Origin of the sequence: Teichococcus vastitatis (assembly GCF_003604215.1) — a bacterium.
Lineage (GTDB): Bacteria > Pseudomonadota > Alphaproteobacteria > Acetobacterales > Acetobacteraceae > Pseudoroseomonas > Pseudoroseomonas vastitatis.
The window spans coordinates 1-25,666 of sequence record NZ_QXGS01000006.1 but is presented as its reverse complement, the minus strand read 5'-3'; the positions used below and the strand labels follow the sequence as shown (position 1 = coordinate 25,666).

27 protein-coding genes are annotated in these 25,666 nt (G+C 71.0%); 18 read left to right on the top strand and 9 right to left on the bottom strand.

Annotated elements, in window-relative coordinates; genetic code table 11:
• Positions 1 to 13 precede the first annotated feature (13 nt).
• Complete coding sequence (locus tag D2K64_RS10785; RefSeq protein WP_120008368.1) at positions 14 to 955, bottom strand: N-carbamoyl-D-amino-acid hydrolase; 942 nt, start codon at positions 953 to 955, stop codon at positions 14 to 16.
• Between the two features lie 118 nt (positions 956 to 1,073).
• Here D2K64_RS10785 and D2K64_RS10780 point away from each other — a divergent pair, with 118 nt between their 5' ends.
• Complete coding sequence (locus D2K64_RS10780) at positions 1,074 to 1,958, top strand: LysR family transcriptional regulator (protein ID WP_202910626.1); 885 nt, start codon at positions 1,074 to 1,076, stop codon at positions 1,956 to 1,958.
• A gap of 64 nt (positions 1,959 to 2,022) precedes the next feature.
• Here D2K64_RS10780 and D2K64_RS10775 read toward each other — a convergent pair whose 3' ends face one another.
• Complete coding sequence (locus D2K64_RS10775; RefSeq protein WP_238384131.1) at positions 2,023 to 2,691, bottom strand: GntR family transcriptional regulator; 669 nt, start codon at positions 2,689 to 2,691, stop codon at positions 2,023 to 2,025.
• Between the two features lie 116 nt (positions 2,692 to 2,807).
• On the opposite strand from D2K64_RS10775, the gene D2K64_RS10770 reads away from it, so the two are divergent.
• From D2K64_RS10770 to D2K64_RS10725, 10 genes are all read left to right on the top strand, one after another.
• The gene (locus D2K64_RS10770) at positions 2,808 to 4,541 is read left to right on the top strand and encodes an acetolactate synthase catalytic subunit (protein WP_120008366.1); all 1,734 of its coding nucleotides are present in this window, start codon (positions 2,808 to 2,810) and stop codon (positions 4,539 to 4,541) included.
• Positions 4,541 to 5,584, top strand: a complete 1,044-nt coding sequence (locus D2K64_RS10765) for a zinc-dependent alcohol dehydrogenase (RefSeq protein ID WP_120008365.1) — start codon at positions 4,541 to 4,543, stop codon at positions 5,582 to 5,584. Before D2K64_RS10770 ends, D2K64_RS10765 begins: the two co-directional genes overlap by 1 nt.
• Before the next feature lie 38 nt (positions 5,585 to 5,622).
• Entirely contained in the window at positions 5,623 to 6,855 is a 1,233-nt protein-coding gene (locus tag D2K64_RS10760) for an ABC transporter substrate-binding protein (protein ID WP_120008364.1), read from the top strand.
• A gap of 27 nt (positions 6,856 to 6,882) precedes the next feature.
• Entirely contained in the window at positions 6,883 to 7,758 is an 876-nt protein-coding gene (locus tag D2K64_RS10755; RefSeq protein ID WP_120008363.1) for a branched-chain amino acid ABC transporter permease, read from the top strand.
• Positions 7,759 to 7,768: 10 nt separating this feature from the next.
• Positions 7,769 to 9,577, top strand: a complete 1,809-nt coding sequence (locus tag D2K64_RS10750; protein WP_120008362.1) for a branched-chain amino acid ABC transporter ATP-binding protein/permease — start codon at positions 7,769 to 7,771, stop codon at positions 9,575 to 9,577.
• Positions 9,561 to 10,265 (top strand): ABC transporter ATP-binding protein, encoded by a 705-nt coding sequence (locus D2K64_RS10745; protein WP_120008361.1) that lies wholly within the window; start codon positions 9,561 to 9,563, stop codon positions 10,263 to 10,265. The genes D2K64_RS10750 and D2K64_RS10745 overlap by 17 nt, the downstream gene beginning before the upstream one ends.
• Positions 10,266 to 10,278: 13 nt before the next feature.
• Complete coding sequence (fabG, locus tag D2K64_RS10740) at positions 10,279 to 11,064, top strand: 3-oxoacyl-ACP reductase FabG (RefSeq protein ID WP_120008360.1); 786 nt, start codon at positions 10,279 to 10,281, stop codon at positions 11,062 to 11,064.
• 11 nt (positions 11,065 to 11,075) lie between these two features.
• The gene (locus tag D2K64_RS10735) at positions 11,076 to 12,701 is read left to right on the top strand and encodes a GMC family oxidoreductase (RefSeq protein ID WP_120008359.1); all 1,626 of its coding nucleotides are present in this window, start codon (positions 11,076 to 11,078) and stop codon (positions 12,699 to 12,701) included.
• Between the two features lie 69 nt (positions 12,702 to 12,770).
• On the top strand, positions 12,771 to 13,760 hold the full coding sequence (locus D2K64_RS10730; protein ID WP_120008358.1) for a quinoprotein relay system zinc metallohydrolase 2: 990 nt from the start codon (positions 12,771 to 12,773) through the stop codon (positions 13,758 to 13,760).
• A 5-nt stretch (positions 13,761 to 13,765) separates the two neighbouring features.
• Positions 13,766 to 14,584 carry a quinoprotein dehydrogenase-associated SoxYZ-like carrier gene (locus D2K64_RS10725; protein ID WP_157985808.1) on the top strand — a complete coding sequence of 273 codons (819 nt, stop codon included), beginning with the start codon at positions 13,766 to 13,768 and terminating at the stop codon, positions 14,582 to 14,584.
• Between the two features lie 6 nt (positions 14,585 to 14,590).
• On the opposite strand, the gene D2K64_RS10720 is transcribed toward D2K64_RS10725, so the two are convergent.
• The gene (locus D2K64_RS10720; protein WP_202910624.1) at positions 14,591 to 15,070 is read right to left on the bottom strand and encodes a DUF3280 domain-containing protein; all 480 of its coding nucleotides are present in this window, start codon (positions 15,068 to 15,070) and stop codon (positions 14,591 to 14,593) included.
• A 121-nt stretch (positions 15,071 to 15,191) separates the two neighbouring features.
• Here D2K64_RS10720 and D2K64_RS10715 point away from each other — a divergent pair, with 121 nt between their 5' ends.
• From D2K64_RS10715 to D2K64_RS10695, 5 genes are read left to right on the top strand one after another with little or no spacing between them, the layout of a single operon-like run.
• Positions 15,192 to 16,379: an ABC transporter substrate-binding protein gene (locus tag D2K64_RS10715; RefSeq protein ID WP_238384130.1), complete on the top strand. Its 1,188-nt coding sequence runs from the start codon at positions 15,192 to 15,194 to the stop codon at positions 16,377 to 16,379.
• Positions 16,364 to 17,350 carry a PQQ-dependent catabolism-associated beta-propeller protein gene (locus D2K64_RS10710; RefSeq protein ID WP_120008355.1) on the top strand — a complete coding sequence of 329 codons (987 nt, stop codon included), beginning with the start codon at positions 16,364 to 16,366 and terminating at the stop codon, positions 17,348 to 17,350. Before D2K64_RS10715 ends, D2K64_RS10710 begins: the two co-directional genes overlap by 16 nt.
• Positions 17,347 to 18,192, top strand: a complete 846-nt coding sequence (locus D2K64_RS10705; RefSeq protein WP_202910623.1) for an ABC transporter ATP-binding protein — start codon at positions 17,347 to 17,349, stop codon at positions 18,190 to 18,192. Before D2K64_RS10710 ends, D2K64_RS10705 begins: the two co-directional genes overlap by 4 nt.
• Positions 18,189 to 19,007, top strand: a complete 819-nt coding sequence (locus D2K64_RS10700) for an ABC transporter permease (RefSeq protein ID WP_120008354.1) — start codon at positions 18,189 to 18,191, stop codon at positions 19,005 to 19,007. The genes D2K64_RS10705 and D2K64_RS10700 overlap by 4 nt, the downstream gene beginning before the upstream one ends.
• Positions 19,004 to 19,621 (top strand): hypothetical protein, encoded by a 618-nt coding sequence (locus D2K64_RS10695; protein ID WP_157985807.1) that lies wholly within the window; start codon positions 19,004 to 19,006, stop codon positions 19,619 to 19,621. Before D2K64_RS10700 ends, D2K64_RS10695 begins: the two co-directional genes overlap by 4 nt.
• Before the next feature lie 19 nt (positions 19,622 to 19,640).
• Here D2K64_RS10695 and D2K64_RS10690 read toward each other — a convergent pair whose 3' ends face one another.
• From D2K64_RS10690 to D2K64_RS10670, 5 genes are all read right to left on the bottom strand, one after another.
• On the bottom strand, positions 19,641 to 20,213 hold the full coding sequence (locus tag D2K64_RS10690; RefSeq protein WP_238384129.1) for a PQQ-dependent catabolism-associated CXXCW motif protein: 573 nt from the start codon (positions 20,211 to 20,213) through the stop codon (positions 19,641 to 19,643).
• Positions 20,210 to 21,031: a quinoprotein dehydrogenase-associated putative ABC transporter substrate-binding protein gene (locus D2K64_RS25490; protein ID WP_120008351.1), complete on the bottom strand. Its 822-nt coding sequence runs from the start codon at positions 21,029 to 21,031 to the stop codon at positions 20,210 to 20,212. Before D2K64_RS25490 ends, D2K64_RS10690 begins: the two co-directional genes overlap by 4 nt.
• Before the next feature lie 2 nt (positions 21,032 to 21,033).
• Complete coding sequence (locus tag D2K64_RS10680; protein ID WP_157985806.1) at positions 21,034 to 21,462, bottom strand: c-type cytochrome; 429 nt, start codon at positions 21,460 to 21,462, stop codon at positions 21,034 to 21,036.
• A 109-nt stretch (positions 21,463 to 21,571) separates the two neighbouring features.
• A complete protein-coding gene (locus tag D2K64_RS10675; RefSeq protein ID WP_120008349.1) occupies positions 21,572 to 23,356 on the bottom strand; it encodes a methanol/ethanol family PQQ-dependent dehydrogenase in 1,785 nt (594 codons plus the stop codon).
• A 294-nt stretch (positions 23,357 to 23,650) separates the two neighbouring features.
• A complete protein-coding gene (locus D2K64_RS10670; RefSeq protein WP_202910622.1) occupies positions 23,651 to 23,854 on the bottom strand; it encodes a hypothetical protein in 204 nt (67 codons plus the stop codon).
• A 188-nt stretch (positions 23,855 to 24,042) separates the two neighbouring features.
• On the opposite strand from D2K64_RS10670, the gene D2K64_RS10665 reads away from it, so the two are divergent.
• Both D2K64_RS10665 and D2K64_RS10660 read left to right on the top strand, forming a co-directional pair.
• A complete protein-coding gene (locus tag D2K64_RS10665; protein ID WP_157985805.1) occupies positions 24,043 to 24,684 on the top strand; it encodes a hypothetical protein in 642 nt (213 codons plus the stop codon).
• On the top strand, positions 24,681 to 25,028 hold the full coding sequence (locus D2K64_RS10660; RefSeq protein WP_238384128.1) for a hypothetical protein: 348 nt from the start codon (positions 24,681 to 24,683) through the stop codon (positions 25,026 to 25,028). Before D2K64_RS10665 ends, D2K64_RS10660 begins: the two co-directional genes overlap by 4 nt.
• Before the next feature lie 30 nt (positions 25,029 to 25,058).
• Here D2K64_RS10660 and D2K64_RS10655 read toward each other — a convergent pair whose 3' ends face one another.
• The gene (locus tag D2K64_RS10655; RefSeq protein WP_120008346.1) at positions 25,059 to 25,451 is read right to left on the bottom strand and encodes a c-type cytochrome; all 393 of its coding nucleotides are present in this window, start codon (positions 25,449 to 25,451) and stop codon (positions 25,059 to 25,061) included.
• Positions 25,452 to 25,666: the final 215 nt, after the last annotated feature.

Sequence of the window (25,666 nt, the reverse complement as noted above, 5' to 3'; positions counted from 1 at the left end):
GGCGGGGCGGGGATCAGCGCGGCGCCTCGGCGCCGACCTGGTCGACGATGCGGCGGTAGTGATCCGGCCGGCGGTGGCTGGCGAAGTGGAACATCTTGTCCTTGCCCTGGCGCACCGCGTCGAGGTCGATCTCCGCCACCAGCACCTCGTCGCCCAGGCTCTGCGCCTGCGCCACGATCACGCCGTTCGGGTCGACGATGATGGAGCTGCCGATCAGGCCCGAGCCGTCCTCGTTGCCGGCCTTGGCGACGCTGACCGCCCAGGTGGCGTTCATGTAGGCGTTGGCCTGCACCGCGATGTTGGAATGAAAGGTGCGGATCTCCTCGTTCTCCGAGGTGCCGCCATTCGGGTCATAGGCCGCCGAGTTGTAGCCCATCACCATCAGCTCGACGTCCTGCAGGCCGTAGACGCGCCAGGCCTCGGGCCAGCGGCGGTCGTTGCAGACCAGCATGCCCATCACCGGGCGGTGCCACGCCTCGGCGCCGCGGAAGGCGGGGAAGCCGAGGTCGCCATATTCGAAGTAGCGTTTCTCCAGCTGCTGGAAGCGGGCGCCGTCGCGCGGCTCGACGCTGCCCGGCAGATGCACCTTGCGGTACTTGCCGAGGATGGCGCCGTCCGGCCCCACGGTGATGGCGCTGTTGAAATGCTGGCCGTCCGGCGTCAGCTCGGCATAGCCGACATAGAAGCCGATGCCGAGTTCGCGCGCGCGGTCGAACAGCGCCTGCACCGCCGGGTTCGGCATCGCGCGCTCGTAATAGCCCTCCAGCTCGGCGCCTTCGAGCAGCCAGCGCGGAAAGAAGGTGGTGAAGGCCAGCTCGGGGAACACCACCAGCTGCGCGCCCTGCTGCGCCGCCCGCTCCAGCAGCGCGACCAGGCGCGCCAGGGTCACGGGGCGCGGCTCGGCGCGCTGGGTGGGCCCCATCTGGGCGGCGGCGACACGGAGCAGGCGGGCCATGATGGATCCCTTGGACGAAGCGGAAGCGGCAGTAAGCGCCCATTCCCTGGGCCGGACAACCGGCTGCCTTATACGAAATTGCCGTTTCCTATTGGCTGCCGTTATACTGTGCCCGCCGATGACGCTTCGCCAACTCGAAATCCTGCGCGCGGTGATCCGCGGCCAGACCACGCTGGCGGCCGCGAAGCTGCTGGCGATGTCGCAGCCGGCGGTGAGCAACGCCATCCGTCAGATGGAGCTGCAACTCGGCTTTCCGTTGTTCGAGCGGATCAACAACCGTCTCTACCCCACCGATGCCGCCCGCATCATCCACGAGGAATCCGAGCCGCTCTTCGCCATGCATGCGGCGCTGCGCGAGCGGGTGCAGGACCTGCGCGAGTCCAAGGTCAGCCGGCTGCGCATCCTCAGCACGCCGCCGCTCGGCCACGGCGTGCTGCCGCAGGTGCTGGCCGGCTTCAGCCGCCGCCACCCGCAGCTGCGCACCTTCTTCGACGTGCGGGACCTCGACGAGGTGACGCGCGGCGTCGAGAGCGGCCAGGCCGATCTGGGCTTCGGCCTCAATCTGGGCGCGCAGCCGGCGCTGGAGGTGGAGGAGCTGCAGCAATCGCGCATGGTCTGCGTCTTCCGCAGCGACCATCCCCTGGCCCGGCGGGAGGTGGTCACCCCGGCCGACCTGCCGGCCCGGGGCTTCATCGCGCTGGATGCCGGGACGCGCATGGGGGCGGCGGTGCGCGGCGCCTTCCAGGCGGCGCGGCAGCCCTTCCACTTCTCCGTCGAGGTCCGCTACTGCAACACCGCCTGCGTGCTGGTGGAAGCCGGCATGGGCGCCTCGGTGGTGGACCCTTATTCCGCCGCCTTCGCCGGGCGGCCGCATCTGATGGTGCGCCCCTTCGAGCCGGCGATCCCCTGCACCGCCTGGGCCTTCTGGTCGGCGCGCCGGCCGCTGGCCGAGATCGGCCGGCGCCTGGTGCGCGAGGTGCAGCTGGCCCTGGCGCGGCGCTGAGCAGCGCTTCGGCCACCGTGGCGGCGCCGTCCGGCGCGGCCGGGATGCCCGGCGCCGCCCTGGTTCACGGCGATCCGCGGCCGGATCGCGGAAGGGCGGCGCCGAGCACGGCCAGCAGCGGCCGCCCGCCTTCCTCGATGTCGCGCACCATGGCCCGGCGCACGGCCTCGGCATCGCCGCGCCGGAGCCCGTCCAGCGCGTCGCGGTGACCATTAAAGGGCGGCGCCTCGGCATAAAGCTGGCTGAGCAGCGGGCCGCACTGCATCCACAGCAGCTCCACCAGGCCAAGCAGCACCGGCATCCGCGCCAGCCGGCACAGGCCGAAATGAAACTGCTCATTGGCCTGCACGGCGGCGGCGAAATCGCCCGCCGCCTCGGCAGCCTGCATGCGCTCGTGGATGGCGGCCAGGGCGGCGATGGCGTCCGGGGTGGCGTGCGCGGCGGCGGCGGCGGCGGCTTCCCCTTCCAGCTGGCAGCGCAGCCGGCGGATCTCCAGGAACCGCTCGCGGCCGATCACCGGCACCACCACCGTGCCGCGCTCATCCATCTGCAGCGCCTGCTCCGACACCAGCCGCAGCAGCGCCTCCCGCACCGGCGTCAGGCTGATGCCGAGCTGCGCCGCCAGGGGCCGCAGTTGCAGCTTCTCGCCCGGCCGCAGGTGGCTCAGCATCAGCGCGGAGCGCAGGGCGCGGTAGGCGCGTTCGCTGAGGTTCTCGCGCGCGATCGGGCGCAAGGGCCCGGGTTGTTCCGCATGGGCAGCATTGGACATTGACAGGCTCTGCGTCGCCATCTCACTGTTATAACAAATGACGCGCCCAAGCGCGTCGGCATAGAGGGAAGGAAATCGCCATGGACACCGCCATGCCGGCCAGCCGGCCCGGCGTGAACGAATCCGTCGCCATGCGCCTGGCCACCGCCTTTCGCCGCCATGGTGTCGAGATCGTTTTCGGGCAGAGCATTCCGTCCAGCTTCTTCCTGGCCGCGCCGCAGGCCGGCATCCGCCAGGCCACCTATCGCGCCGAGAATGCCGGCGGCACCATGGCCGACGGCTATGCCCGCATCAGCGGCCGCACCGGGGTGGTGGCGGCGCAGAACGGCCCGGCCGCGACGCTGCTGGTGCCGCCCCTGGCCGAGGCGCTGAAGGCCTCCATCCCGATCGTCGCGCTGGTGCAGGACGTGGCGCGCGACACCACCGAGAAGAACGCCTTCCAGGAACTGGACCACCTGCGGCTGTTTGATGGCTGCACCAAATGGGCCCGCCGCATCGACCATGCGTCCCGCGTCGAGGAGATGGTGGACTTGGCCTTCGCCCAGGCCAATGGCGGCCGCCCCGGCCCGGTGGCGCTGATCGTGCCGGCCGACCTGCTGACCGAAACGGCCCGCACCGCCGAGGGCCGCCGGGCCGACCTCGGCCGTTATCCGCTGGACCGCAGCGTGGCCGACCCGGCAGCGGTGCGCGAGGCGGCGCGGCTGCTGGCCGGGGCCCGGGCGCCGCTGGTGATCGCCGGCGGCGGCGTGCATGCCTCCGGCGCCGCCGAGACGCTGGCGGCCTTGCAGGAGGATGCACATCTTCCCGTCGCCACCACCGCCATGGGCAAGGGCAGCGTCGCCGAGACGCATCCGCTGTCGCTCGGCGTTGTCGGCTACTTCATGGGCGATGGCGCGCGCGGGCGGGCATTGCGGCCCCTGGTGGAGCAGGCCGATGTGGTGCTGCTGGTCGGCAACCGCGCCAACCAGAACGGCACGGACAGCTGGAAGCTGTACCCGCGCGGCGCGCGCTTCATCCAGATCGACGTCGACAGCACCGAGATCGGCCGCAACTACGAGGCGCTGCGCTTGGCGGGCGACGCGAAGCTGACCCTGGAGGCGCTGCGCGAGGTGATGCTGGCCGAAGACCTGTCCGCCCGCGCCGAAGCCCGCGCGGGCGTGGAAGCCCGCATCCGCGAGGGTGTCGAGGATTGGCGGCGCTTCACGCAGCGCATCCGCACCGCCGACCGCGAACCGATCCGCCCCGAGCGGGTGATGCAGGCGCTGGAGGAGATCATCGACGCGGATACCATCGTCGCCGCCGATGCCAGCTATTCCTCCATCTGGGTCGCCAACTACCTGACGGCGCGGCGGCCGGGCATGCGCTTCCTGACGCCGCGCGGGCTTGCGGGCCTCGGCTGGGGCCTGCCGCTGGCGATCGGCGCCAAGATGGCGGCGCCGGGGCGGAAGGTGGTGTGCCTGGCCGGCGATGGCGGCTTCGCCCATAGCTGGGCGGAGCTGGAAACCGCGCGGCGCCTGAAGCTCGACATCCCGGTGATCGTGCTGAACAACGGGATCCTCGGCTACCAGAAGCACGCCGAGGACGTGTTGTTCGGCGCCCACACCGATGCCTGCGACTTCGCCGCCGTGGACCACGCCGCCATTGCCCGCGCCTGCGGCTGCCACGGCCTGCGGGTGGAGCGCGCCGCCGACCTCGCCGCCGCGCTGCGGGACGCCTGGACGCAGGAGGGACCAACGGTGGTGGACGTGATCACCGACCCGGATGCGCGGCCGCCGGTGACCTTCTACGACAACACCTATCCCTCGCCCTTCTGATGCTGGCCCTGCGCAAGACCCGGGCGGCGCCGGGGCTGGAATTGCAGGACGTGCCGGAGCCGCCGGCGCCCGGCCGCGGCGAGGTGCTGATCCGCGTCGCCGCCGCCGGCATCTGCGGCAGCGACCTGCATGCCTGGGAATGGACGCCGGGCTACGAGTTCATGGCGCCGCACATGCCGATGACGCTGGGCCATGAATTCGCCGGGGAGGTGATCGCCGTGGGGCCGGAGGTGGACAGCTTCACGCCCGGCGACAGGGTCACCGCCTGGCCCACCATCGGCTGCGGCGAATGCCGCGCCTGCCGCGAGGACCGCCGCCAGGACTGCCAGGGGCGGCGCATTCTCGGGCTGCACTGCGATGGCGGCTTTGCGCCGGTGGTCATCGCCCCCGCCTCGGCCTGCTTCCGCCTGCCGGAGGGGCTGGACCCGGAGCTGGCGGCGCTGGCCGAGCCGCTCTCCATCGCTGACCGCGCGGTGGAAACCGCCGAGATCGGCCCGGGCGACGCCGTGCTGGTGCTGGGGCCGGGGCCGATCGGCCTCGGCATCGCCTGGATGGCGCAGCATCGCGGCGCCCGCGTGATGCTGGCCGGTCATCGCGACGCGCCGCGCCTCGACTGCGCCCGCCGCATGGGCATCGAGGCGGTGGTGGATCTGAGCGAGACGGCGCTGGCCGACGCGGTGCAGCGGCGCTTCGGCGACAAGGCGGACCGGGTGATCGAGGCCACCGGCGCCGTTGCCTCCATCATGGACGGGCTGTCGGTGCTGCGCTCCAGCGGCATCCTGGTGATCGCCGGCATCCATTCCCAGCATCTCGACCTGCCGGTGACCACCATGGTGCGCAACAAGCACCAGCTGCGCGCCACGCACGACACCACGCGCCAGGCCTGGCCGCGCGTGCTGCGCCTGCTGGCCGATCCGGCGCATGGCGCGGCGCTCTCGGCCATGGTCACGCACCGCCTGGCGCTGCGCGACGGGCCGCAGGCTTTTGAACTCGCGCGGTCCAAGACTGCGGTGAAGATCCTGCTGCGGCCAGGCGACGGCTGAACCGCGCATCCGGCACGGCGAACAGGGAGAACAGAACAATGAACACAGGATATCGGACCAGGGGGCGCTGGACACGCAGGCTGGCGCTCGGCCTCCTGCTCGGCGCGGGCGTCGCGGCGGCGCAGCCGGCACGGGCGGAGGTGCGCTTCGGCGCGCTGTACCCCTTCAGCGGCGAGCTGGCGGTGCTGGGCGACGAGAGCTGGCGCGGCCTGGAGCTGGCGGTCGAGGAACGCAACGCCGCCGGCGGCATCAAGGGCGAGAAGATCGTGCTGCTGCGCGGCGACGCCGTGGACAACAACCAGGCGGTGGCCGAGGCGCGGCGGCTGATCTCGGTGGGCGGCGTCAAGGCGATCTTCGGCACCTATTCCTCCGCCCGCGCGCAGGTGGCAAGCCAGGTGGCCGAGCTGGCGCGCATCCCGTATTTCGAGATGGGCGCGGTGTCGGACGCCATCACCGAGCGCAAGTTCCGCTACCTGTTCCGCACCAACCCCACCGCACGCAACATGGCCGAGCGCTCCATCGACCTGGTGGTGAACGCCGTGGCCAAGGGGCTGTCCGTGGAGCCCGGCAGCCTCAACGTCGCGATCATCCACGAGGACAGCCTCTACGGCACCACCGTCGGCCGCTACCAGGCCACCTATGCCAAGGAGCGCGGCCTGAAGATCGTGGAAACCATGCCCTACCCGGCCAACGTGGTGGACATGTCCTCGCTGATCCTCAGGCTGCAGGCGGCCAAGGCGGACGTGGTGCTGCAGACCTCCTACCAGAACGACACGGTGCTGTTCTTCCGCCAGGCGAAGGAGGCCGGCTTCAAGCCGCGCGCCATCATCGGCGGCGGCGGCGGCTATTCCCTGCGCGAAACCATGCAGGCGGTGGGACAGGAGGTGATGGAAGGCGTGCTGAACGTCGACTTCACGCAGATCGCCACCAACCCCCAGGCGGCGCCGGGCATCGACAAATTCGTCGAGGCCTATCGCGCGAAGTACAACATGGAGCCGCGCTCCGGCCACAGCCTCGGCAATTATGTCGGCGCCAAGGTCTTCCTCGACGCCGTGGCCAGCGCCAAATCCACCGCCGCCGATGACATCCGCGCCGCGGTGGCCGCGGTGGACATCCCCGATGGCGGCACGGCCGAGGGCTGGGGCGTGAAGTTCGGCGCCGACGGGCAGAATGAGCGCGCCAAGATGATGGGCCTGCAATGGCAGGACGGCAAGCTGGTCACCGTGTTCCCGCCGGAGGCCGCCGTGTCCGAGATCCGCCTGCAACGCTGAGCCCGCCAGCCAGGGAGCCCGCGCGCCATGGACACCTTTGTGCAACTGGTCCTCAACGGGCTGATGCTGGGCGGGCTGTTCGCCATCATCAGCGTCGGGCTGACGCTGATCTTCGGCATCATCCGCCTGGTCAACTTCGCCCATGGCGAACTGCTGATGGTGGGCATGTACCTGACCTGGATCGGCACCACCCAGCTCGGCGTCCATCCCTACGTGCTGGCGCCGGCGGTGGTGCTGGTGCTGTTCGTGGTCGGGCTGCTGATCCAGCGCTTCATCCTGCAGCCGCTGCTGGAAGCGCGGGACGCGCATGTGCAGATCTTCGCCACGGTCGGACTGTCCACGGCGCTGATCAACCTGGCGCTGCTGGTGTTCGGCGCCGACCTCTACGCCACGCCATCCAGCGGCGTGCGCGATTCCATCGCCATCGGCCCGTACCGCATCCTGGTCGGTCAGCTGGTGATGTTTGTCTGCGGCATCGCCGTGGTGGCGGCGCTGCACCTGTTCATGGAGCGCAGCTATCTCGGCCGCGCCATCCGCGCCACCGCGCAGCACCGCGCGGCGGCGCAGCTGATGGGCGTCGACGTGAAGCGCATCTACATGGTGACCTTCGGCATCGGCGCCGCCTGCGTCGGGTTGGCGGCGGTGCTGGTGGCGCCGATCTACCCCGCCTCCCCCACCGTGGGCACCTATTTCGTGCTGACCGCCTTCGTGGTGGTGGTGCTGGGCGGCATGGGCAGCCTGCACGGCGCCTTCATCGGCGCGCTGATCATCGGCCTGGTGGACAGCCTGAGCGGCTTCTACATCGCGCCGGACCTGAAGGAAGTGGTGATCTTCGGGCTGTTCATCGGCATCCTGCTGCTGCGCCCGACCGGCCTGTTCGGCCTCGGCCGTGGCTCGGAATAAGGAGGGGCGCATGAGCGACGTGACCATCCCGGCCACGGCCCGGGCCGCCCCGCGCCGGATCGACGCCGGCGTCATCGCCGTGATCGCGCTGCTGGCGCTGATCCTGCTGGTGCCGCTGCTGGTGGGCGATGATTTCGTGTTCCACGTCTTCATCACCATCTGCCTGTATGGCGCGCTGGCCACCGCGTGGAACATCGTTGGCGGCTTCGCCGGGCAGCTTTCGCTCGGCCACGCCATCTTCTACGGCATCGGCGCCTACACCGCGGCGCTGCTGGTGCCGCTCGGCATCTCGCCCTGGATCGGCATGGTGGCGGGGGCGGCGGTGTCGGCGCTGGTGGGGGTCGGCATCGGCCTGCCCTGCTTCCGGCTGCGCGGGCCGTTCTTCGCCCTGGCCACCATCGCCTTCCTGCAGGTGATCCGCCTGCTGGCGCTGCACTTCACCGGCTTCACCGGCGGCGCGGTCGGGCTGATGGTGCCGCTGCAGACCGGCTGGCAGTGGATGATCTTCTTCGAGCGCTGGCCGTCGCTGCTGATCGCCTTCGGGCTGCTCGGCCTCACCCTCGCCGTCGCGGCCTATATCCGCCATTCCCGCTTCGGCTACTACCTGGTGGCCACGCGGGAGCGCGAGCCGGCGGCGGCGGCGGCCGGCGTCAACACGCTGCGCGTCCGCCTCGCCGCCGTGGCGGTGTCGGCGGCGCTGACCTCGACGGTCGGCACCTTCCACGGCATGTACCTGACCTTTATCGAGCCGGAAGCGATGTTCTCCCTCGCCTTCTCGGTGCAGATCGCGATGTTCGCGCTGATCGGCGGCATCGGCACGGTGCTGGGCCCGCTGTTCGGCACGCTGCTGGTGGTGCCGCTGACGGAGCTGGCGCGCGGCTGGCTGGGCGCTTCGGCGCTCGGCCTGCACGGCTTCGTCTACGGCAGCGTGCTGGTGCTGATCGTGTTGTTCCTGCCCGACGGGCTGGCCGGGCTGTTCCGCCGCAGAACCGCCACGGACACCTCCGACGTCGAGGCCAGCGCCCCCGCCGCCACCGTGCCCGCCGAGGCAAAGCCGGCGCGCCCGCCGCTCGGCGAGCCGATCCTGGTGGCCGAGCACCTGAACCACCGCTTCGGCGGCCTCGCCGTCACCACCGATGTCAGCCTGTCGCTGCGCCGGGGGGAGGTGCTGGGCATCATCGGCCCCAACGGCGCCGGCAAGACCACGCTGTTCAACCAGCTTTCGGGCTTCCTCGCGCCGCAGAGCGGCGTGGTGCGGGTGCGGCTGGCGGAGGGTGGGCTGGTCACGCCCACCACGCCGCACGGCTTCGCCCATGCCGGGGTTGGCCGCACCTTCCAGATCGTGCAGCCCTTCGCCGCCATGACGGTGCTGGAGAACATCATGATCGGCGCCTTCCACCGCCATCCCGGCCGCGCCGAGGCGCGGGAAAAGGCGCTGGAAACCGCCGCGCGCATGGGGCTGTGGCCGCAGCGCGAGGTGGAGGCGCGCTCGCTGACCATCGGCGGGCTGAAGCGGCTGGAGATCGCCCGCGTGATGGCGATGGAGCCGCGCATCCTGCTGCTGGACGAGGTGATGGCCGGCCTCAACCAGACCGACGTGCGCCGCGCCATCCGCCTGATCGAGCAGATTCGCGACGAGGGCGTCAGCGTCGTCGCCATCGAGCACGTGATGCAGGCCATCATGGCGCTGTCCGACCGGGTGATCGTGCTGAATTCCGGCCGGGTCATCGCCGAGGGCCAGCCGCAGGAGGTGGTGCGCGACCCCACCGTGATCGAGGCCTATCTGGGGAAGGACTTCGCCCATGCTCACCCTGCATGATGTCCAGGCCGGCTATGGCCGCACCACCATCCTGCACGGCATCAACGTCGAGGTGCGCGCCGGCGAGGTCGTCACCGTGGTCGGCGCCAATGGCGCGGGCAAGACCACCACGCTGCGCACGATCGTCGGGCTGGTGCGCCCGACCGCCGGGCGCATCACCTTCGAGGGCGAGGAGATCGGCCGGCTGTCGCCGCATGAGGTGGTGGCGCGCGGCATCACCCTGATCCCCGAGGGGCGGCAGCTGTTTCCCTTCATGAGCGTGCGCGACAACCTCCGCATGGGGGCCTACACCCCGCACGCCCGCGCCCGCATGGCGCAGACCCTGGACGAGGTGCTGGACCTGTTTCCGCGCGTCCGGGAAAAGCTGGAACAGCATGCCGGGTCCCTGTCGGGCGGCGAACAGCAGATGGTCGCCATCGCCCGCGGCATGATGGCGCGGCCGAAGCTGCTGATGTTCGACGAGCCTTCGCTGGGCCTGGCGCCGATCATCGTCAGCCAGGTCTTTGACGTGGTGGAGCAGATCGTGCGCACCGGCGTCACCGTGCTGCTGGTGGAGCAGAACGTGTTCCGCACCCTGTCCATCGCCGATCGCGGCTATGTGCTGGAGAATGGCGCCATCGCCATGAGCGACAGCGGCGCCGCCCTGTTGCGCGACGACCATGTGCGCCGCGCCTATCTTGGAATCTGAGGGAGCCGTGCCGATGCAGGATCTCGCGACCCGCCCCAGCCATGCCGGCCGCACCGTGCTGGTCACCGGCGCCGGCCAGGGCATCGGCGCCGCCATCGCCGCCGCCTTCGGCCGCCGCGGCGCGGCGGTGGGGGTGCTGGACGCGGTGCCCGGCCGCGCCGAGGCCGTGGCCACGGCGATCCGGCAGAATGGCGGCAGCGCCAGCGCCGCCGCCGCCGACGTGGCGGACTACGCCTCGCTCTCGGCGGCGGTGGGCGCGCTGCAGGCGGCACTGGGCCATGCCTTCGACACGCTGGTCAACAATGCCGGCATCTCGCCCAAGCATGACGGCCGCGCGCATGAGGCGTGGGAGATGGCGCCGGAGGAATGGAACCGCGTCGTCGCCGTCAACCTCAATGGCTGCTTCAACGCCATCCGCCTGCTGACGCCCGCCATGCGCGCGGCGGGGCGCGGCAACATCGTCAACATGTCCTCCGTGGCGGGGCGCACCTATTCGACCGTGGTGGGCGCGCATTACGCGGCCACCAAGGCGGCGCTGATCGGGCTGACCAAGCACCTGGCGGGCGAGCTCGGCCCCCATGGCATCCGCGTCAACGCCATCGCGCCGGGCCGCATCGACACGCCGCTGATCCGCACCGTGTCGGAGGAGGTGAACCGCGGCCAGGTGCAGGCGACGCCGCTGCGCCGCCTGGGCCGCCCGGAGGAAGTGGCGGACCTCGCCCTCTACCTCGCCTCCGACGAGGCATCCTTCGTCACCGGGCAGGTGGTGGATGTCGCCGGCGGCATGATGATGACCTGAGGCGAAGCAGCGTGAACGAGACGGCGGATTACATCGTGGTTGGCGGCGGCAGCGCCGGCTGCGTGGTGGCGGCACGGCTGTCGGAAGACCCGCGCAACCGGGTGCTGCTGCTGGAGGCCGGGCCGGGCGACCGGGACATCTGGATCCACGTGCCGGCCGGCTATGCGCGGCTCTTCGCCAGCGGCCGCTACGACTGGGGTTTCGCCACCGAGGCCGAGCCCAACCTCGATGGCCGCAGCATCCGCTGGCCGCGCGGGCGGGTGCTGGGCGGCTCCGGCTCGGTCAACGGGCTGGTGTTCCTGCGCGGCTCGCCGCGCGACTATGACCGCTGGGCGCAGGCCGGGGCACGCGGCTGGTCCTACGAGGAGGTGCTGCCCTTTTTCCGGCGCCTGGAGGATTGGTCCGGCGAGGCCGGCGAAACGCGCGGGCGGGGCGGCCCCCTGCCCGTTTCCCCCGTGCGCCGCCTGTCGCCCGGCGCCGCCGCCTTTATCGCCGCCTGCGAGGCGCTGGGATATCCGCGCAACCGGGACATGAATGACGGCCCCATCGACGGCGTGATGCCGATCCAGATGAATGTGCGCGGCGGGCGCCGCTACAGCACGGCGCGCGCCTATCTGCATCCGGCGCGGCGGCGGCCGAACCTGCGGGTGCTCACCGGGGTGGAGGTGCGGCGCCTGCTGCTGCGCGACGGCCGGGCCGTGGGCGTGGTCGCGCGCCGGGAGGGCCGCGGCGCGGACGAGGAATTCCACGCCGGCGCCGAGGTGGTGCTGTGCGCCGGCGCCATCGCCACGCCGAAGCTGCTGATGCTGTCGGGCATCGGCGATGGCGGCGATCTGCAGGCCGCCGGGGTGCCGGTGGCGCATGCCCTGCCCGGCGTCGGGCGCAACCTGCAGGACCACCTGATCGCCCGCCTGAGCTTTCGCACCCGCGCCGCCGGCACGGTAAACGAGATGATGGCCAGCCGCTGGGCCCTGGCGCGTGCCGTCTGCGGCTATGCCTGGCACCGCGCCGGGCCGCTGGCAGTCGGCGCCACCGAGGCGACGCTGTTCGCCCGCGTCACCCCGGGCGCCGAGGAGGCGGAGGTTCAGTTCCAGTTCATCAACTTCGCCCTGGCCTCGGTCGGCTACGTGCTGACGCCGGAGCCGGGAATGATGCTGAATTTCGGCCAGTGCCGCCCGGACAGCCGCGGCGAGATCCGGCTGCGCGGCCCCGATCCGGCCGACAAGCCGGTGATCCACGCCAACTACCTCAATGCGCCGGGGGATCAGCGGGTGATGCTGGAGGCGGCGCGGCTCGGGCGGCGCATCGGCCGCACCGCACCCTTCGCCGACCTGGTGGAGCTGGAAACCGCGCCGCTGCGCGAGGTGGAGGATGACGCGGCGCTGCTGGGCTATCTCCGCGCCGCCGCCACCACCGTCTACCATCCCTGCGGCACCTGCCGCATGGGCAGCGACGACGCGGCGGTGCTGGACCCGCGGCTGCGGCTGCGCGGCCTCGACGGGCTGCGGGTGGCCGATGCCTCGGCCTTTCCGCTGGTGCCATCGGGCAACATCCAGCCGGCGGTGATCATGCTGGCCGAGCGCGCCGCCGCGCTGATCCGCGAGGATGCGCGCAGCGCCGCCCTGCAATCCGCCTGATTGACTTCCGCCGGGGTCGGCCCAAGCTTCATCCTGCCGGGCCAACGATCCCGGCGGGAAGGAAACGGCATGGACCGCCCGATGCTGTGCACCGCCGCCGGCGGCTCCGGCGGCCTGCTTCGCGCGCTGCCGCACCGGCGCGGGGTTCTGCTCGGCCTCGTTGGCGCGGCCCTGGCGCCCGGCGCCCGCGCCCCGGACGCGGAGGAGGCGGATGGCTGCGTCGAGGTGGCGCCCGGCCTCTGGGTCCTGCCGGGCCGCATCGAGGAAGCCTCCCCCGCCAATCTGAACGCCATCGCCAACACCGGCTTCATCGCCGGCCGCGACGCCACCGCGGTGATCGACCCGGGCGGCAGCCTGCCGCATGGCCGCCACCTGCGCCGGGCAATCGAAGCGCGCAACCTGCCGCCGGTCCGCCACCTGGTGCTGACCCACATGCACCCCGACCACGTGATGGGCGCGGCGGCCTTCGCCGACCTCCGCCCCGAGGTGATCGGCCATGCCCGGCTGCCCGAGGCGCTGGCGCAGCGCGGCGCCTTCTACGCCGCGGCGCTGCGCGACCAGATCGGCCCGGCGGCGGAGGGAAGCGCGCCCCTGGCGCCGACGCGGCTGGTGCAGAACACGGCCGAGCTGGACCTCGGCGGCCGCGTGTTGCTGTTGCGGGCGCACCCGCCGGCGCACACCGACAACGACCTGACATTGCTGGACCACGCCACCGGCACGCTGTGGCTGGCCGACCTGTTGTTCGTCGACCACATCCCGACGCTGGACGGCGACCTGGGCGGCTGGCTGCGCGTGCTGGAGGGCCTGCGCAGCGATGCGGCGCGGCAGGCCGTGCCCGGCCACGGCCCCCCGGTCGTGCCCTGGCCCGGAGCGGCGGAGCCGGAGCGCGACTACCTCGCGGCGCTGCGCGACGACACCCGGCGTGCCATCCGTGCTGGCACCGGCCTGGCCGAGGCCCCGGGCCGCGTCGCCGTGACGCAGGCGGCCCGCTGGAGGCTGCGGGAGCTGCACCATGGCCGCAACGTATCCGCCGCCTATCGCCAACTGGAATGGGAGTGACGCCGATGCCCCGCCTGTCCCGCCGTCCCTTGCTGGCGCTCGGCGCCGCCGCCGCCCTGGCGCCGGCCCTGCCGGCCCTCGCGCAGGAGGAGCCGCGCCGCGCCGAACGATGGGCCGACCTGCGCGGCCTGGTGTTCGGCGACCGCCCGATGGAGGATGCGGGCGACGCCCTGGCGATCACCGCGCCGCCGCGCGCGCTGGACGCCGCCGCCGTGCCGGTGTCCATTGCCCTGGCGCCGGAGCTCGCCGCCGGGCTGCGCAGCCTCAGCCTGATCATCGACGAGAATCCTTCGCCACTGGCCGCCGTGTTCCGGCCCGGCGCGGCGGTGCCGCTGCGCCATGTCAGCACCCGCATCCGCGTCGATGCCTACACTTTCCTGCACGCCGTGGCCGAGGCCGCCGATGGCCGCCTGCTGATGACGCGGCGCTTCATCAAGGCGGCGGGCGGCTGCTCGGCGCCGATGAGCAGCGACCTGCGCGCGGCGCGCGAGCGCATGGGCCGGGCCCGGCTGGTGCTGCCGGAAGGCGCCCCCGCCGCGGACCGCCCCGTGCCGGCGGAGGTGGCGCTGAGCCATCCCAACACCTCCGGATTGCAGATCGACCAGGTGACACGGCTCTCCATCCCGGCCGAGTTCGTGCGGCAGTTCCGCATCTCCTATCGCGGCCAGCCGGTGCTGGAAGTGGAGGGCGACATCTCCATCGCCGAGAATCCGACCTTCGGCTTCCACTTGGCCGGGGAGCCGGGCGGAGAGTTGCTGCTGGAAGCCGAGGACAACAAGGAACGCCGCTTCACCGGCCGCTGGACGCTGCAGCCGGCCGGCTGAGGATCGTCACGGCGGCGGCGGCGCCAGCACGCGGTTGCGCAGCAGCCAGCGCAGCGCGTGCTGCCAGCTCTCGTCGGTGTTGCCGCGGAACTCCGCGGTCCAGCTGCCGCGCACCGCGCCCGAGGGTGCCTCGCGCAGCGTCAGCGTCAGGTTCAGGATCAGGTTGCTGACCTTCTGCACCAGCCCGGTCAGGGTCAGCTCCGCCTCCAGCCGCGCTGCCTCCGGCAGCTCGCAGCCATTGCAGTTGCGCAGCGCCGCGCCCGAGGGCGAATCCGGCTGCAGCACCCGGTAGCGGCCGGAGGCGGCCAGCGCGTCGCGCAGCTCCGCCGTCAGGCGCCCGAGCCGCGCTTCCTGTTCCGGCTGCGGCGGCTGGCCGGAGGTGTCGTAGAGTTCCAGCGGAAACACCGCGAGGCGCGGCGGCTCGGCGGACCAGGCCTGGCCCCGCAGGGCCAGCAGAACCAGCATCAGCACGATGGATCGGCGCATTGTTTGGGTCCCCTGCACCAACCAAGCATTGATGTGGGCAGCGATGCGCGCAAGACTGCTGACAAAGCCCGGGCGGCGCCACCGCGCCGTTTATGGGGAAAAATGCAGGGGAGGATCTGGCTTGCCGGCAGTCCGCGCATTGGCGCTGGTGCTCGCGCTGCTCGCCGCCGCACCGGCCATCGCGGCCGAGGCGGTGCTGACGGTGGGCTATCTGGGATTGTCCGTCCCGCGCGTCATGCCCAACACCTATCTCGACCCGCCGCCGGAGGATGAAGGCATCCAGGGCGCGCGTCTCGGCGCCGCCGACAACAACACCACCGGCCGCTTCACCGGCCAGCGCTTCCTGCTGGAGGAACGGGTGGTCGCCGACCCGGAGGGCGTGGCGCCGGCGCTGCGCGAGCTGCAGGCCGGCGGCATCCGGCTGGTGGTGGCCGACCTGCCGGCGGCGCAGCTGCTGGAGGTGGCCGACCTGCCGGAAGCGGCCGGGCTGACGCTGCTGAACGTGCGCGCGCCGGATGATGCGCTGCGCAACGAATCCTGCCGGCGCGACGTGCTGCACCTGCTGCCGTCGCGGGCCATGCAGGCCGATGCGCTCGGCCAGTTCCTGGCGGCGCGGCGCTGGCGCAACATCCTGCTGATCAGCGGCCCGGCGGAGGGCGACAAGCTCTACGCGGAAGCGATCCGCCGCACCGCGCGCAAGTTCCAGCTGCGCATCGTCGCCGAGAAGCCCTGGACCTTCGACCCTGGGGCGCGCCGCACCGATACCGGCCATTACGGCATCGCCGCCGAGGTGGCGCGCTTCACCCAGGGGCTGCCGTCGCATGACGTGGTGGTGGTGGCGGACGAGAATGGCGACTGGGGCGACGACGTCGCCTGGCGCACCGCCGAGCCACGCCCCGTGGCCGGCACGCAGGGGCTGGTGCCGACCAGCTGGGCGCGCCCGCATGAGCAATGGGGCGCCACCCAGCTGCAGCGCCGCTTCCGCGCCCGCACGCAGCGCTGGATGCTGCCGCGCGACCATGCCGCCTGGCTGGCGCTGCGCGCGGTGGGCGAAGCCGCGACCCGTGCCCGCAGCACCGAGCCGGAAGCGGTGGCGGCGCGCATGCGCGCGGCGGGGTTCGAGCTGGCCGGCTTCAAGGGCGTGCCCCTCTCGTTCCGCGACTGGGACGGGCAGCTGCGCCAGCCGGTGCTGCTGGCCAGCGACCGCAGCCTGGTGTCGGTGTCGCCGCAGCCGGGCTTCCAGCACCAATTCTCGGAGCTCGACACCCTCGGAACCGACAAGCCGGAGACACGATGCCAATTCCGCTGATTCCGGGCGCCGCCTACGGCGTCGCCGCGCTGCTGCTGCCGCTGCTGATCGCGCAGCCGCCGCGCGCCGAAACCATCCTGGTGTCCAACGAAAAGGACAACACCATCACGGTGATCGACGGCGCGACGCTGAAGATCACCCACACCGTTCCCGTGGGCGAGCGGCCGCGCGGCATCGTGCTGTCGCGCGACGGCACGCAGCTCTATGTCTGCGCCGGCGACAGCGACCGCATCGACGTGCTCGACCTCGCCACCTGGCGGGTGGTGCACCACCTCCCGAGCGGCTCCGACCCGGAGCTGCTGGCGCTGCACCCGGACGGCAAGCGCCTCTACGTCGCCAACGAGGACGACAACCTCGTCACCGTGGTGGACGTGCAGCAGCGCGCCGTGCTGACCGAGATCCCGGTGGGCGTCGAGCCGGAAGGCATGGGGCTGAGCCCGGATGGCCGGTTCCTGGTGAACACTTCCGAAACCACCAACATGGCGCACATGATCGACACCGGGAGCGGCGAGATCGTCGCCAACGTCCTGGTCGGCGCCCGGCCGCGCGCAGCGGTGTGGGAAGCGGATGGCAAGCGCTTCTGGGTCTCGGCCGAGATCGGCGGCACGGTCAGCGTGATCGACGCCGAGGCGCAGTCGGTGACCGGCACGGTGGAATTCAGCGTCCCCGGCGTCCCGCGCGAGGCGGTGCAGCCCGTGGGCATGGTGTTCTCGGCCGATGGCGCCCTGGCCTATGTGGCGCTCGGCCCCTCCAACCGCGTCGCGGTGGTGGATACCCGCAGCCTGGAGGTGCAGCGCTACCTGCTGGTCGGGCAGCGGGTGTGGAACGTGGCGCTGTCGCCGGATGGAAAGCGTGTCTTCACCACCAACGGCGTCAGCAACGACATGTCGGTGATCGACACCGCGACGCACCGCGTCACGCATTCGGTGCCGGTGGGCCGCGCGCCCTGGGGCGTGGTGGTGAAGCGGTGACGGCGGCGGCGCCGCGCAGCCTGACCCCCGCCAGCCCGGCTGCCAGCGCCGCGTCCCTGCCGGCGCTGGAGGTCAGCGCCCTGTCGCACGCCTATGGCCCGCGCCGCGTGCTGCACGACGTGTCGCTGCGCGTCATGCCGGGCGAGTTCACCGTGCTGCTCGGCCCCAATGGCGCCGGCAAGAGCACGCTGTTCGCCCTGGTGACGCGGCTGTTCGATGCGCGGCAGGGCAGCATCCGCATCTTCGGCGCCGCGCTGCGACAGCAGCCGGGGGTGGCGCTGGCGCAGCTCGGCGTGGTGTTCCAGCAGCCGACGCTCGACCCCGATCTCAGCCTGCGGCAGAACCTCGCCTACAGCGCCGCGCTGCACGGCATGAGCCGCGCCGAGGGGCGCCGCCGCGCCGAGGAGGAGCTGGCGCGGATCGGCCTGCTGGAGCGGGCCGGCGAGGCGGTGCGCCGGCTGTCGGGCGGCCAGCGGCGGCGGGTGGAGATGGCGCGCGCCCTGATGACCCGGCCGCGCCTGCTGCTGATGGACGAGCCCACGGTGGGGCTCGATGCCGCCAGCCGCTCCTTTCTGCTCGATCATGTGCGCCGGCTGTGCCGGGAGGAGGGCCTCGCCGTGCTGTGGGCCACGCATCTGATCGACGAGGTGGACGCGGCCTCCCGCCTGATCGTGCTGCATGCCGGCCGGGTGCGCGCCGCCGGCGGGCCGGAGCAGATCCTGGCCGAGGGCGGCGGCGGCACCCTGCGCGACGCCTTTGCCCGCCTCACCGATGAGGAACGGGCCAGCGAGGACCGGACCAGCGAGGAACGGGCCGGCGATGCGCGGGAGGCGCCGCCGTGACCGCGCTGCATTATTTCCGTTGCCTGGAAGGCATCGTGCGGCGCGAGGCGCTGCGCTTCGTGCAGCAGCGCGGCCGCTTCCTGTCGGCGCTGGTGCGGCCGCTGGTGTGGCTGCTGATCTTCGCCTCGGGCTTCCGCTTCGTGCTCGGCGTGTCGATCATCCCGCCCTACCAGACCTATGTCATGTACGAGGAATACGTGGTGCCGGGGCTGTGCGGCATGGTGCTGCTGTTCCAGGCCATGCAGAGCAGCCTGTCCATGGTGTATGACCGGGAGATGGGCAGCATGCGCATGCTGCTGACCAGCCCGCTGCCGCGCTGGTGGCTGCTGGGCTGCAGGCTGCTGGCCGCTGTGCTGGTGGCGGTGCTGCAGGTCTATGTGTTCCTGCTGGTGGCCTGGTTCTGGGAGGTGCGGCCGCCGCCGCTCGGCTACCTGCTGGTGCTGCCGGCGCTGTTGCTGGCGGGCATGATGCTGGGCGCGCTCGGGCTGCTGCTGTCGGCGCGCATCCGGCAGCTGGAGAATTTCGCCGGGGTGATGAACTTTGTGATCTTTCCGATGTTCTTCGCATCCTCGGCGCTTTACCCGCTGTGGCGGGTGCAGGAGGCCAGCCCCGTGCTGTGGCATCTCTGTCAGGCCAATCCCTTCACCCACGCGGTGGAGCTGATCCGCTTCGCGCTGTATGGCCGATTCGATCCGGTGTCCGCCGCCGTGGTCGGCGGGGCGCTGCTGCTGTTCGGGGCGCTGGCCGTGCTGGCCTATGACCCGGCCCTGGGCGCGATCGGGCGGCGCGGCGCGCCCGCGGGGGCGGCCGGATGAGGGGCGCGCTGCTGGGATTGCTGCTGGGGCTGGGTGCCACCGGCGCGCAGGCGGTCACGGGAAGCGACCCGGACTGGCCCTGCGTGCAGCGGCTGGTGCCGGTGCTGAGCGCCGGCAGCATCTGGTCCGGTCCGCCCCTGCCGGAGGGCGATTCCTGGCGGCAGGCGCCGGAGGTGGCCGCCCTGGTGACCCGCATCGCGCCGCGCGCCGTGGCCGAGCCGGAGGGGCTGCGCGCCATCGAGGGCTTCGCCGCGCCCTTGTCGCCGGAGGCGCGGCGGCGGCTGGTGCCGCTGGCGGTGGCCGGCACGCTGGCCGAAACCAACCGGGCCCGCAGCGGGCTGATCGAATCCATCCGCGGCTTCGCCCGCCGCCAGCGCGGCCTGGCCAAAACGGTGCAGCGATTGTCGGAACAGCTGGACGCCGCCGATGCCGAGGCGCGGGGTGAGGCGGCGGCGCGGCGGGCCGAATTGCAGCAGCGCCTGTTTTTCGCCACCAAGACCTTCCAGGATGCGGAGCGCACCATGCGCTACATGTGCGAGGCACCGGTGCGGCTGGAATCCCGCTTCGGCGCTTATGCCCGCGCCTTCCAGGCGGCGCTGCCGGACGGCCCGTGACAGGCGCCCCGCGGCGCCGTCAGGGCATACCCGGCGCCGGTTGCAGCACCTCGGTCGGCAGGCCGGCGGCTTCCCAGCCATCGGTGCCGTCCCGGTACCAGCGCACGTCGCGCCAGCCCCAACCGAGGGCACGGCGGGCGGCGTTCCAGCTCATCCAGCAATCGGCCCGGCAATAGAACACCACCGGCCGGCCGCGATCGCCGCCCGTGGCCCGGTCCAGGGCGCCGCGGAACCAGCTTTCCAGCGCCGGGTCGAGGCTGCCGCGCCCGGCTTCCGGCAGCCACAGGCTGCCCGGCACGCCGAGCCGCGGCGTGGGGCGCCACAGGCTGCCCTCCGGCAGGCCCTCCGGGCGGCGCGCGGCGGGCAGCACGTCGAACCAGGCCGCGCCCCCCTGCTGCCAGAGCGCCGCCGCGCCGGGGGTGTCGAGCGTCGCCGCGCCCGGGAGCTCGGCCGGGGTGGGCGCGCGATAATCGCCCATGCGGAAGCCCTCTGGCGCCGGCACCATCTGCGTCTGAGCGGGGGCGGCAGGGGAGGCCACCGTAAGGGCCAGCAACAGCGGCCACAGGGCCAGCGCCGGCAGCAGGTGCCTCACGGCACGCCGGCGGCGATCCGGCCGGCGGCGTCCAGCATCGGCACGCCGTATTCCCGCAGCACGGCATCGATCTCCGGCTGCTTCTCGCGGATGGCGGCGTTGACGCGGCGCCGCCATTGCGGCTCGTTGGCGCGCACCCCCATGGTGATGCGGTAATCCATCCGTGCCGCGCCCGGCGCGCCGGGCAGGGCACGCATGCCGAGCGGCAAGTGCTGCACGTGGATCTGGTAGCCGGCGATCGGTCCCCAGACCAGCGCCACGTCCAGCTCGCCGGAGGCCACGTCGCGCAGCATCTGCGAGGCCGGCGATTCCACGCGGGTATCCACTGCCAGGGCGTAGGAGCGGGTGCGGTCGAGCAGGCCGTTGCGCAGCAGGAGATCCACCGGCGGGGTGCGCGCCACCACGCCGAAGCGCAGGTTCCGCGCGGCGGGATCGCCGAGATCGGCGGGCGGCGGCGCATCCTTGCGGAACACGGCCACGTAGGTGGTGTGGTAATAGGGGTTGGTGTTCTGCATCAGCTCGTCGCTGGCCACCGTGCCCATCACCAGATCGCAGCGCCGCAGCCCCAGCGTGTTGCGCACGAAGCCCTGCACCTGCGGAAAGAACACGCTGCGCACCGGCAGCCCCATCGCCTCGCCCAGGATCAGCGCGATGCGGTTCTCGAAGCCTTCGCCGCGTTCGTTGGAGAAGGGCAGGTTGGCGGGATCGGCGCAGACGCGGAGCTCGTCCGGCGGCACCAGCTCCGCCGTCTGCGCCCGGGCCGGCGGCGGCGGCAGGACCAGCAGCAGGGCGGCCAGCGCCAGAGCGGCGGAGCGCATGGTCAATTCGCCATCCGCTGCGGCCGGCCGTGCCCCAGCACGCCATCCGATCGCGCCTTGAGGTAGGCGTAGATGTCGTCCAGGTACAGCACCACATCCTCGACCTGGCCGAAGGGCGGCATGACGCTCTGCTGCGACGAGGTCACGTTCTGCCGGCCGTTGATCACCGTTTCCGCGAACTGCTCATGCGACAGGCGCTTCAGCGACTGGGTGAGGTCGGGCGCGAAGCTGCTGCCGGAACCGTCCTGCCCGTGGCAGCGCTCGCAGGCATTGCCGTAGCGGCGGTAGCCATTATAGGTGCCGCGGTCCACTTTGCCGTTCTCGATCTGGTAGGGCTTTTCCTCGGCCTGGGCGCTGGCCGGCCGCGGTGCAACAAATCCCATCGCCAGGGCGCAGCCCATGACCGCGACCAGCTGTGGTGCAAACCTCATGCGTGACGTCTCCATCCGGTTCCGGAGCCATACGGGCCGGCCCCTGTCGGGGGACCGGCCCGCGGCAATCCTCGGGCCCCGTGGCCCGGCGATCAGTTGGCCAGCGCGATCAGTTCGGCAGGGCGAACACGGTCAGCACGCCGCCGAGCTGGGTGTAGTTGGACAGCGAGCGGTAGGCGCCCGCCGCGCCCAGGCCCTCCGAGTCACCCTGCAGACCGGCCGCCATGCCGATGCCGGCCCAGCCGCCGACACCCGACAGCACGGCGATGTATTGCTTGCCGTTGTGGGTATAGGTGTTGACGTTGCCGATGATGCCGGATGGCGTGCGGTAGGAGAACAGCTCCTTGCCGTCCCGGGTGTCCACCGCCTTCAGATGGCCTTCCAGCGTGCCGTAGAAGACGATGTCGCCCGCCGTGGCCAGGGCGCCCGACCACACCGAGAAGCGCTCTTCCTTGCTCCACAGGATCTTGCCGGCGCTGGCATCCCAGGCGATGAAGTTGCCCATGTGCTGCTCGCCCTTGGGCGGATACATCGACAGGGTGGCGCCGACATAAGGCTGGCCCGCCGTGTAGGACACGCGGAACGGCTCGTAATCCATGCAGACATGGTTGGTCGGCACGTAGAAGACCTTGCTGCGGGGCGAGAAGGCCGCCGGCTGCTGATCCTTGGTGCCGAGCGCGGCGGGGCAGACATTCTCGGTGTTCGTGTCCTCGCCATTCTGCCGCGTGGAATACTGGCTCACCACCTGCGGGCGGCCGGTTTCCATGTCCACCTTGGTGGCCCAGTTCACCGCGGGATCGAATTTCTCCGCCACCAGCAACTCGCCGGTCTCGCGGTCCATGGTGTAGGCGAAGCCGTTGCGGTCGAAATGCACCAGCGCCTTCACGGGACGGCCGCGCACCTCGATGTCCGACAGGATCATCTCGTTGACGCCGTCATAGTCCCACTCGTCATGCGGCGTCATCTGGTAGACCCACTTGGCCTGGCCGGTCGTGGCGTCGCGGGCGAAGATGGTCATCGACCATTTGTTGTCGCCGGGCCGCTGCACCGGGTTCCAGGTGCCGGGGTTGCCGCTCCCGTAATAGATCAGGTTCAGCTCGGGATCGTAGGAGAACCAGCCCCAGGTGGCGCCGCCGCCGATCTTCCACTGGTCGCCTTCCCAGCTCTGCAGCGAGCTGTTGGCGCCGACCGGCTTGCCGAGGCTGGTGGTCTTCTCCCCGTCGAACAGGATCTCGTTGTCCGGGCCGACCGAATAGGCCCGCCAGGCCATCGAGCCGTCCTTGAGGTTGTAGGCGGTGATGTGCCCGCGCACGCCGAACTCGCCGCCGCTGATGCCGACCAGCACCTTGTCGCCGAACACCATCGGCGCGGCGGTCATGGTCTCGCCCTTGCCGGCGTCGCCGTTCGACACGGTCCAGGCCACCTTGCCGGTCTTGGCGTCCAGCGCGACGACCTTGGCATCGGCCTGCGCCAGGATGATCTTGCCGTCACCATAGGCGACGCCGCGGTTCACGGTGTCGCAGCACATCACGGCGATGACGCTGGGGTCCTGGGTCGGCTCGTAGCGCCAGACGATCCGGCCCGGCTCCTTCAGGTCGAGGGCGAAGACCTTGTTGGGGAAAGGCGTGTGAATGTACATCAGGTCGCCGATCACCAGCGGCCCACCCTCATGCCCGCGCAGCACGCCGGTGGAGAAGCTCCAGCTCGGCCGCAGCTGGCTGACATTCTCCCGGGTGATCTGGTTCAGTTCGCTGTAGCGATGATTGGCGTAGTTGCCGGTCGGCATGACCCACTGGTTGGGATCCCGCTGCAACCGAAGCAATTCCTCGTTGGCGCTCGCACTGCTGATGCAGAGTCCAAGCGCCGCTGCCGAAACAGCGATTTTCCTGAACATGATTGCCCATCCCTTTCGCCATCGGTCAGCCACTGCGGCTGCCGGACGTTGTTTCTTTGCGGGCGCTTGAATGCTTCGGCATTGCTGCATGGTGGCCACCGCGCAGCGGAAGCAGGTAAAGATTCGCCCGCGGGAATGGTATGGTGCTTTCACGACGGGCAGCAAGAACAAAGCTGGGCAGAAATCATCGCTCGCGGCATAAAAGCGCAGCGCCGGCGTCGTAGCGGCCGATCCGCAACATTGCAGCGCAGGCCACCAGCCTTGTCCTGGGCCCGGGGAACGCTGCAACGGTGATCAGGTCGGCGTCTGGCGCGCGATGCGGGGCTGGCAACGCCATTCCGCGACGCGGTAGGCCGGGTGCTGGCTGGCCCATTCCGCTGCCCTGAACTGCCCCTGGGTCATGCAGCTCGTGAGCGAATCGCCCGCATGCTGCGGCCATTCCTCCCGGCAGGTGGTCGGGGACGACAGCAGGCACACGGTGAGAACCAGTTCGATCATGGTGTTCTCCATTCGCGGATAAACGGGCAATGATGAGGCGTCGTCTTGGAAGGCCTGGTCAGGAAAACTTCGCCGCATGGGCCATGCAAAGGCGGCGAAGCAGTGCCACAATGGAGCCGGCGGACGGTTCGATCCAGCCAGCCGACGGGGAGAAACACAAGATGGTGCCTTTCACCAGACGAACAGCCATGCTGCTCATCACGGCTCTGGCAACACGAGCCGAAGCCGACGAGGCGCCTCCCCTCAGCCCCGCCCAGATCGCTTTGTTCGAGACGCCGCATCTGGCTTCCATCACGCAGCCCACGCGTCTGCGCTACAGCTTCCGCCGCAGCGAGGGCGGCCACGACACCGTGGACGACGCCATCGTGCTGGAGATCCGCCGGATCGGCCCGGACGGAAAGCATGATGTTTATCCGGACTTCCTGACCGGATCCCGCCGCATCGAGTATCCCGCTGCGCTCGGCTTCAAGGGCAATCCGCTGTTGCTCTTCGCGCTGGATCGCGGGGCGCGGGAACTGGCCTCCGCCACGGGCGGCTCGATGAACTGGTTCCGCAGCCGCTTCCGCTCGGCCATGCTGCACCGCGCGGAACTGCGGCAGGAAACGGTGCGGCCTTCGCCGGATGCCGCGCCCGTGGCGGCGCGGCGCATCATCGTGACGCCTTACGAGCAGGAGCCGAGGGCCCGCCGCTTCCAGGCCATGCGCTACGAATTCCTGCTGTCGGACACGGTTCCGGGCGGCTTCCTGCAGCTGCTAACGGAGGTTCCGGCCGGCGAGAATACCGCGGCCATCAGCGAGATCATCGCCTTCACAGGGAGCGAACCATCGTGAACCGCACCAGCTTCGTCGCCGCCGCGGTGATGTCGATCCTCGCCACGGCCGCGGCCGCAGCCCAGGCTTCCGATTACCCGACCATGGCGCGGGTTGATTACGTCATCGGCTGCATGGCATCGAACGGAAACTCGCAGATGGCGCTGGAGAAATGTTCTTGCTCCATCGATGCCATTGCCGAGCAATTGCCTTATACCGGCTATGAGGAAGCAGAAACCGCACTCCGCATGCAGGCGGGCGTTCTGGGCGAAAGGGGCGCCATCTTCCGCGACCCTCCCGAAGTGCGTCGCGCGATCGAGGCGTTGCGCCAGGCCCAGGCAGAGGCAACGCTGCGGTGTTTCTGAGGTCCGCCTCGTTGCCCCGATGCCCGGCCGTTACTTCAGTGTTTCCAGATAGGCGATCATATCCGCGCGCTGCTTCGGGTTCTTGAGGCCGGCATAGATCATGCGCGTTCCCGGAACATAGCCCCGCGGATCCAGCAGATACGCGTCCAGCGTCTCGGCATCCCAGGTCTTGTTCGCTTCCTTCATCGCGGGCGAATAGTTGAATTTCGGCACTGCGGCCGATTTCCGCCCCACCACCCCGGCCAGGCTGGGGCCGACCTTGTTCTGCCCTTGCTGCACGGAATGGCAGGCCATGCATTGGCGATTGAAGATGGCACGTCCATCCTCCGCATTGCCCGCGGCATCCTGGGCATGGCTCGGCAATGCCGGCGCCAGCAAGCCCATCACCATCGCGGCCGCCGCGAGCACAGGTATTTTCCGCATTCCGTCGATGTCCCTTCCTGTTCTTCTTGTGGCCGGACGATCGGCCAGCAGTTCATCCGGGTCGTCCTGCGCTGCGGAAACAACGGTTCCGTTGCTCAACAGTTCCGTTGGCGGGTGGGAAAGGCCCGCGCTGCGCCCTTCCCCCCTCCTTCCGGCGCCGTGGAGGTCAGTACAGCACGACGCCGCGGATGGACTCGCCGCGGGTCATCAACTCG